We start from the raw sequence: 8,912 nt of genomic DNA on the forward strand, positions 1-8,912 counted from the left end.
CTATAAATCTGGGCAAAGTGTGACCTACGGCCTAGATGAAAACTACTGGGCAGCAGACCTACCAGTCAACGTTGGCCGTAATAACTTCAAGCAAGTGCAATACGATTACTACCGTGACGACACGGTAATGTTGGAAGCTTTTAAAGCAGGGGAGTTCGATCTTCGAACCGAGAACTCGGCTAAGTTCTGGGCCAACTCTTACACAGGCGCGAACTTCGATAAAGGCTACATCATTAAAGAAGAGATCAACCATGAGAAGCCTGAAACGACTCAAGGTTTTGTCTTCAATATTCAATCTCCTGTGTTCTCAGATCCTAAAGTTCGAGAAGCGTTAACCTATGCGATGGACTTTGAGTGGATGAACAAGAACATGTTCTATGGTCAGTACAAACGTACTCGTAGTTATTTCCAGAACACCGACTATGAAGCGAAAGGCTTACCAAGCGCAGCTGAAGTTGAATTGCTGTCTCAGTACAAAGATCAGATTCCAGCGCGAGTGTTTACCGAAGAATTCCAACCTTCAGTCACCGATGGCAGCGGCCGTATTCGTAGCCAAATGCGTACCGCTTTCAAACTGCTGAAAGAAGCGGGTTGGGTATTGAAAGACAAAGTGATGACCAACGAAAAGACCGGCAAGCCGATGTCATTTGAGTTGCTGATTTACAGCCCAACCACGGAACGTATCGCAACGCCGGTTCAAAAGAACCTTAAGCGCATGGGTATTGAGATGAAGATCCGTACCATCGATACGACTCAGTACATCAAGCGCTTGCGTGATCGTGATTTCGACATGGTGTCGTCGTCATTTTCCGCAAACCCTTACCCTAGCCCGAACTTAATGATCGTTTGGAACTCTAACTACATTGATTCTACTTACAATACTGCAGGTGTTATCGATCCAGTGGTTGACGCGTTAACAGAAGAAATTGCGCGTAACCAACAACATCCTGAAAAGCTTCTTACTCTCGGTCGTTCACTGGACCGAGTATTGCAGTGGAATTTCTACAACATCCCGCAATGGCACGTTGGTGAATATCGCGTAGCAATGTGGGACAAGTTTGAGCGTCCAGATGTATTGCCTAAATACGATTTAGGTATCGATACATGGTGGATTTCAGAAGAGAAGGCGGCATTGCTTCCTGAAAAACGTCGCTAGGAGTTAGTTAGCATGGCCGCGTATATATTTCGACGTTTATTGTTGGTGATCCCCACGTTGTGGGCGATCATCACCATCAACTTTTTCATCATTCAGATCGCCCCTGGTGGCCCGGTGGAGCAAGCTGTTGCCCAATTAGAAGGGCATAACTCTGGAATTATGGAGCGCTTTTCTGGTGGTGGACAAGAAGTTGATTTAAGCGAAAGTGACCAAGCGTCTGCCAGTGGCTATAAAGGCTCACGCGGGCTTGATCCTGAAGTGGTTGAAGAGATCAAAAAGCAGTTTGGTTTTGATAAGCCAATTCATGTTCGTTACTTCGATATGTTGAAAAACTACGCGACCTTTAACTTCGGTGAAAGTCTGTTTAAAGGCGGCAACGTTATTGATCTCATCATCGAGCGACTGCCTGTTTCCATCTCCTTAGGGTTATGGAGTACCTTAATCATCTACGTGATTTCGATACCTTTAGGCATTATGAAGGCGATACATCACGGATCTCGGTTTGATATTTGGTCGAGTGCGGTGGTGATTGTTGGCTATGCCGTACCGGGCTTCTTGTTTGCGATTATCCTGATTATTTTGTTCGCGAGTGGTAACTACTTCAGTTGGTTCCCATTGCGTGGGCTCGTGTCGAGTAACTTCGACCAACTTAACTGGTATCAGCAAATTGGTGACTACTTCTGGCACTTAGCTTTGCCTATTTTCGCTATGGTCATCGGCGGTTTCGCCACACTCAGTATGTTGACCAAAAACTCCTTCCTTGATGAAATCAATAAGCAATATGTGGTCACCGCGAGAGCGAAAGGCTTGGACGAGAGCAGTATTCTCTACAAGCACGTTTTCCGTAACGCCATGCTGATCATTATTGCCGGTTTCCCGAGTGCATTTATTAGTATTTTCTTCACGGGTTCTATGTTGATTGAAGTGATGTTTTCACTCGAAGGCATCGGCCTGCTTGGCTTTGAGTCGACTATTCAGCGAGATTACCCAGTGGTGTTTAGTTCTCTCTATATCATGACCTTGCTTGGCTTGGTGCTGAGCATTATCTCCGACCTGACGTATACCTGGGTTGATCCTCGAATTGATTTTGAAGCGCGTTAATGGCGAACGAATAACAAGGTATTGATAATAAATGTTTAACAACCCTTTAGCTGAAGCTCGTTGGTTACGTTTTAAAGCAAACAAGCGTGGTTTTATCTCCCTTTGGATATTTACCATCTTGTTTGGATTGAGCCTGTTCGCTGAGATCATTGCCAACGATAAACCACTCTTGGTTTCTTATGATAATCAGTGGTTTGTACCTGTTATCAATGAGTACGCCGAGACAGAGTTTGGTGGCGAGTTTGAAACCGAAGCCGACTACAAAGACCCGTATGTTATCGAACTCATTGAAGACAACGGTTAAATCGTGTGGCCAATCATTCCTTTTAGCTACGATACGATAAACTTCGATATTTCGGGCGCGGTGCCATCGGAGCCAGATTCAGTGAACTGGCTTGGAACCGATGATAAAGGGCGAGATGTATTGGCTCGCATCATTTATGGGTTCCGTATCTCTGTTCTGTTTGGTTTTATTCTGACGATTGTATCGAGCGTAGTCGGCGTAGTTGTCGGGGCAACGCAAGGTTACTACGGTGGTTGGGTCGACTTGTTTGGGCAGCGCTTCATTGAAGTCTGGTCTGGAATGCCGACCTTATTCTTGCTGATCATTCTGTCGAGCTTCATTGAACCGAATTTCTGGTGGTTGCTAGGGATTATGGTGCTCTTCAGTTGGATGAGTTTGGTTGGGATTGTGCGAGCTGAATTCCTACGTTGTCGAAACTTTGATTATGTAAGAGCCGCGCAAGCCATGGGCGTTGACGACAAACGCATTATGCTTCGCCACATGCTACCCAACGCGATGGTGGCTTCGTTAACCATGATGCCGTTTATCCTTTCAGGCTCGGTCACCACATTAACGTCGTTAGATTTCTTAGGCTTTGGTTTGCCTGCGGGTTCGCCTTCATTAGGTGAGCTATTGGCGCAAGGTAAAGCTAACTTGCAAGCGCCTTGGCTTGGCATTTCTGCTTTCGTCGTACTTTCATTGATGTTGACGTTACTTGTCTTCGTTGGTGAAGCGGTGCGTGATGCTTTCGACCCACATCAACAGAAGTAAGGATAGGTTATGACTTCAAATACAGTTCCTGCTTCAGGGTCAACAGCAGAGGCTTCGAATGCATCTCCAGTTCTGACCATAGATAAATTGTCTGTCGGGTTTGGGCGTAAAGACTCGATAGAACAAGTGACGCAAGACGTCTCGTTGGAGATATACAAAGGTGAGACACTCGCGCTGGTGGGCGAGAGTGGCTCCGGTAAATCGGTTACGGCTAACTCAGTGTTAAAGCTGCTACCTAAAGGCTCATCGCACTACTTAAACGGTAAGATCAATTTCTCTGGCACCGATATTCTGAGTTGTTCTGAAAGGCAATTGCGAGGGATTCGTGGTGGCCGCATTGGCATGATCTTTCAAGAGCCTATGGTTTCGCTTAATCCACTTCATCGAGTCGGTAAGCAGCTGGTTGAAACCCTCGCGATTCACCGAGGTATGCGAACCAATAAAGCTCAAGCCTTGGCGATAGAGTGGCTTTCAAAGGTGGGTATTCGTTACCCAGAGCAGAAGATATCAGCGTACCCACACGAGCTATCAGGTGGAGAGCGTCAGCGTGTAATGATCGCAATGGCTCTGATTAACGAGCCAGAGCTGCTTATCGCTGACGAGCCGACGACTGCGTTGGATGTATCAGTACAAGCGCAGATTCTCGACCTGTTAAAAGATCTGCAACAAGAGCTGGGTATGGCGATGCTCTTTATCACACACGATTTGAGTATCGTTCGTAAAATTGCCGACAGAGTGGCGGTAATGAAAGATGGTCGCTTGGTTGAAAGCAATGACTGCCATACCCTGTTTAATGCTCCAGCTCACCCTTATACGCAAAAGCTTATCAACTCTGATCCGAAAGGCTTGCCCGTTCCAGTTTCTCCGGAAAGTGAACCTCTGCTCGATGTTAATCAACTTCGTGTTTGGTTCCCGATTACGGGCGGTTTATTCAAGCGAACCATTTCTCATGTCAAAGCTGTGACCGATATGGAGTTCACTTTGAAGAAAGGGCACTCAATCGGTTTAGTTGGCGAAAGTGGCTCTGGTAAATCGACAACCGGTATGGCGATACTCAAATTGGTGCAAAGTGAAGGTTCAATTACTTACGCAGATGAACAAATTCGGGGCTTAAACCGCCAACAGATGCTACCGTTTAGAAGCCGTATGCAAGTGGTCTTTCAAGACCCATTCTCGGCGTTAAACCCGAGAATGTCGGTTGCTCAGGTGATTGGCGAGGGTTTGTTAGTGCATCAACAATTGGACGACACTGAACTCGACCAACGCATCTGCGATGTAATGAAAGAGGTCGACCTAGACCCTGAAACTCGTCACCGTTACCCGAATGAGTTTTCGGGCGGTCAAAGGCAACGTATTGCGATTGCTCGTGCTCTGATCCTTAAGCCAGAGTTTATCTTGCTAGATGAACCGACATCGTCACTCGACAGAACCGTCCAAGCGCAAGTTCTAGACTTACTTAAGTCATTACAAGAAAAGTATGGCCTAACTTATCTATTTATCAGCCATGATCTGAATGTTGTGAAATCCCTGTGTCATTACACCATTGTCATGAAAGCAGGCGAGGTGATTGAGAAGGGTGACACTGAGACCTTGTTTGGTAATCCGCAACATGAATATACTAAACAATTGGTGTCTTTATCTGAGGTTGGCACGCCTTAATCGATGAATTTCGATTCAATGTGAAAATCCAAAAAAGAGCCTGATCACTGATGATCAGGCTCTTTTTATTTAGAACGTCTTAGTTTATGCGTGGTACTAGAAAACGATATTCGTTCTTAGGCCAAACAACGCGACTTTGCTTTGAGTGCTGACTGCGGGTGTGACGTATTGCGCATCTGCGGTAAAGGTTAACCATGGCGTTGCTTGGAACGCGTAGTAGATCTCAAAACCTTGCTCGTCTTTTAATTCTGCTCCTAGTGGCAAATCGCTAATGCTGTTTTGTAACGCATTAGACAAGTTGTAGTAATAGTAGCCCGCGCCCCATTGATCTTGAGGTCTGTCGAAGAAGAAAGCGTTGCCTCCAAGGCCGCCAACAAACGTTCCATCTATGATATTTGGATTACCGTCTGCCGCTGCTGCTCTTAGGTAGACTGCGATGGTATCGTCATTGTTCTCGTAGATATTGTGTGTTGCTTGAGCTCGAATGTTGTACTTATATTTTGCAGTTTCACCCAAAGACGAGTAATCGACCCCTTCTTCAGTGCTATATGTACCAGACATACCAAACGTAGAACTTCTATCAAACAGTTTGAATGAGTGAGTCGCACCTAATGAAAAATTCACGCCATCATCAAACCAATCATTGAATCCTAAGTTGTCAGCATATCGATCTCTTGGATCATAAATCATCGCCGTGATTCGTGTATCGCCAATGGTGTGGTTCAGGATGCCGCCAATAAATGATGGGGGAGTCACGCCACTTGGTGGAGCAGAAAAAGCAATGTTCATGAATCCATGACGAGTTGCACCACCGTAAAATGGCGCATTTCGTAGTAGCTCAAACGCGTCGATCTTGCCAAAAAGTAGGTTAGTGTTGTCATCAAACTTGTGTGTGTAATACAAGGATGAGAAGAAAGGGCTACTGCTGTCTGCGTAATGGGCTGAATTAGGTACTGACAAACTGGAGAAGCCAAAGTCGTTCGCATCTCCGTTTAGATAGATCAACTGGGTGCGAAAGGTGCCGTTATTCCATAGGCCAGCATTTTCGGTATCAAGTGCTGCAAACAGGTCAAAACGGTGTGTGAACTCATTTGAATTTGATGGTGAGCCAGAAACCGCCGATTGGTAAACGTTGGTGTATTCAGCATCGAGCGAGAGTCCGTTGTCTTTAATGTGACTACGATCTCCTCCCCAATCACCGGTTAATGTATCAGAGTATGGTTGGCTTGCATTAGCTAAAGACGATAAAAAAAGTGGAGTTAAACAAAAGGGTAATGATAAAAATTTCATAATTAAATCTTATTGTTAGAACGTAATCTGGCTAAGCGCATTGAGATAGATAAGCAGGGCTGTTTAGCGTGCTGGCCAGTTGTGAATGGCGTTGATGTTTAAACAGTGCACTCAATGCATCAAACGCTTCTGAAATGGACAGATAACCTTGCTGATAAGCGAAGGAAACCGAACTTGCTTTACCGTCGTTGAGGTCGTGTCTTGAGATCGCAATGCCATGGTTTTGCGCGAGTAAAAACAATGCATCCGCGTTAAGAGGTTGCGAGTCCGCATTCTGCTGGTGACGCAACTTGTTGACGAGTGAGTGAATACGCTCAATACATTGGCTAAGTCGGTGATAGCGAGAGGTGTTCACCGTTGTCGCAATATGCTGGCAAACCTTTACCAATGCCTCCATTTGATCTGTTTTCGCTGAAGACGAAACCATCTTTTCAATAACTGCATTTAGCTCGGCAAGATATTGCGTTCTAAGCTGGGGTAATACCGTCACTTCATCATCCTTAATGTATCCGCGTAGCTCCTTGCCAAGTGACTCTAGATAACCCATATCTAATTCCCAAATGGTAGACATAGTATTGACCTGAGTTGTAATTGACCGGGTCATGTTATCGATTTTGGTGATGATAAAACTAATTTTGAAGTTTTTATGTTTTTATTAAGCTATTGTATTTATTGATTTTTCATTGCATTTCATCTGCTTAATAGACGTTTCAATACCGGTGTCATCAAAGGAAAACAAAAGAGAAGATTGGCTGATGAAGAAGGGTACAGTTATGGTGGTAAACAGCGCAATTAAATCAGATTTATGTGGCTTTCATGAGGCGAGGTGAGATGCTACGAAAAGAGGTTAGCCAGTTAAAATGAGAAGGTGTGGGGCTTTTATCTTGCCTAGTGCCAAGTGTGATGAACACACTTGTTCACGGTATGAGCTCAATTCGCTAGAGCCAGTATTTAGAAAGCTGCACTTGTTGAGCTATGTTGTGGCTAATAGATTGCACCACCAAACAGCAAATGTCCTCGATGATCTGTGAAGTGTTGGGATATTTGGTTGTGATGTGGAAAGCAGTGAGATAGGGGATTGAAGGTGTGCGAGCGTGTCGGATTGAGTTTGAGATCTTTGTATAGAGATAATTGAATATAGGAGGTCTGTATCGCGGAATCGGTAAACATGTATCATAAAAAGAAAAAGTGATAGCGGACGCTGAGGTCACACTATCACTTTTTGAGAACAATGAAGCTTAAGCTATTGAGATACTTTCGCTCAGCTTAGAGCAATGTTCATCGTTATTGTACCTACGTTATTTCTGTTGAATCGCCGTAAGAGCATGTTGGAAGTACAAGCTTGTCGCACACACATCGTGGTCATGATCATGATGGTGGTGATGACCGTGAGCGTTGTGGTATCTGTTGATTACATTCACAACTTTCATATTTTGCTCAGTCATGGCTAAACCAGAGTTACTGTTTTTTACAGGAGCAGGGATACCTTGGTAAATCGTTGCTTCAACTTTTATCTTGTTGATGTCTTCAGGTTTTACTGTGTATGGGTTGTCGTCAAGTACCGTAAAGTTGGCCGTTTTACCGATATCAATGGTACCAACTTCATTTTCTAGACGTGCTGTGTATGCTGCATCAATCGTGATTGCGCGCATTGCTTCATCAACTGTGATGCGCTCTTGAGGTCCCATTACCGTTTTGCCAGACAGACCAATTCTGTTTACAGCAGCCCAAACTAACCCTAGTGGTTGCGCTGGTGCCATTGGTGAATCTGAGTGCAATGATAAAATACCACCCGCATCGATGAATGAACGTCCACGCGCCATCACTTCTGCACGCTCTTGACCGATACCTTGTTCAGAGTAAAGCTCAGCCAGAATATGTGTGTAGTAAGGGTTTACACTAAAGTTTGCGCCAAGTTCAACGGCTTTAGGGATGTCGTCTTTATCGGTAATACCTAGGTGATGGAAGCTGGTTCTGTGATCGTCTCTGCTTTTTTCTTTGTTGAGCTTGTCGACAATGTTCAATGCAGTCTCAAAGCCTAGATCACCATTGGCATGGATAACAATCGTGTAGTCGTCTTCCCAGTAGGGGCGCATACTTGCTTCAAGATCTTTAGGCTCTTGCAACCATTCACCTGAGTGACCATCGGTGTAACCATCTTTAAGTTGCATTAACTGGCTGTACATTGCGCCGTCTGCAAACAACTTAACGAATTTAGGTAGCCATTTGATCTGTTCGCCTTGATAAGACGGGTGCTGAGTCAAACCTTCGGCAATCGCTTTACCTTTGGCAGGGTCGTTTTCTGCCATCATGTAGGTAAAGTTACCAGCTGGCATTAACCAGTAATCCATTGGGAAGTTACCGTCTTCAAGAATGTCGACTACTTGTTCGAACATCTCTGGTGTTGCAACAACACCTGGGTCAATCGCGGTAGTGATACCACCAGAGTGGATGTAATCTTTGGTTCGCTCCATCCCCGTTGCAAAAATGCCGCTATTTACCCAGAAGCTCATTACATCATTGAGAAGGATTTTAGCTCCAGCTTCATAAGCATGGCCTCGTTCCCAGTCTAGCTGATCGTAGTTATAGCCTTCGCCAGTCCAGTCTTCTTCAGACCAACCTAGCATTTCCATCGCTGCATCGTTGAAGAAC

General features: G+C 45.0%; 6 protein-coding genes and 1 pseudogene. 4 read left to right on the top strand and 3 right to left on the bottom strand.

The window, feature by feature from the left end; genetic code table 11:
• The 4 genes and pseudogenes from AB4496_RS15215 to yejF all read left to right on the top strand — a co-directional run.
• The coding region (locus AB4496_RS15215) for an extracellular solute-binding protein (RefSeq protein WP_372131283.1) at window positions 1-1,156 on the top strand (1,156 nt) is incomplete at its 5' end.
• A 12-nt stretch (window positions 1,157-1,168) separates the two neighbouring features.
• The gene (locus AB4496_RS15220; RefSeq protein WP_004730359.1) at window positions 1,169-2,257 is read left to right on the top strand and encodes a microcin C ABC transporter permease YejB; all 1,089 of its coding nucleotides are present in this window, start codon (window positions 1,169-1,171) and stop codon (window positions 2,255-2,257) included.
• Window positions 2,258-2,288: 31 nt separating this feature from the next.
• Window positions 2,289-3,311, top strand: a pseudogene (locus AB4496_RS15225) (ABC transporter permease).
• Window positions 3,312-3,320: 9 nt separating this feature from the next.
• On the top strand, window positions 3,321-4,970 hold the full coding sequence (gene yejF, locus AB4496_RS15230) for a microcin C ABC transporter ATP-binding protein YejF (RefSeq protein ID WP_102257614.1): 1,650 nt from the start codon (window positions 3,321-3,323) through the stop codon (window positions 4,968-4,970).
• A 96-nt stretch (window positions 4,971-5,066) separates the two neighbouring features.
• Here yejF and AB4496_RS15235 read toward each other — a convergent pair whose 3' ends face one another.
• From AB4496_RS15235 to AB4496_RS15245, 3 genes are all read right to left on the bottom strand, one after another.
• Window positions 5,067-6,260 carry a carbohydrate porin gene (locus tag AB4496_RS15235; RefSeq protein ID WP_102257615.1) on the bottom strand — a complete coding sequence of 398 codons (1,194 nt, stop codon included), beginning with the start codon at window positions 6,258-6,260 and terminating at the stop codon, window positions 5,067-5,069.
• Window positions 6,261-6,291: 31 nt separating this feature from the next.
• A complete protein-coding gene (locus AB4496_RS15240) occupies window positions 6,292-6,831 on the bottom strand; it encodes a hypothetical protein (RefSeq protein ID WP_228012653.1) in 540 nt (179 codons plus the stop codon).
• Between the two features lie 727 nt (window positions 6,832-7,558).
• On the bottom strand, window positions 7,559-8,912 hold a 1,354-nt coding region (locus AB4496_RS15245; protein ID WP_372131285.1), incomplete at its 5' end, for an amidohydrolase.

The organism is Vibrio sp. 10N.222.46.A1 (assembly GCF_041473595.1).
Lineage (GTDB): Bacteria > Pseudomonadota > Gammaproteobacteria > Enterobacterales > Vibrionaceae > Vibrio > Vibrio tasmaniensis_A.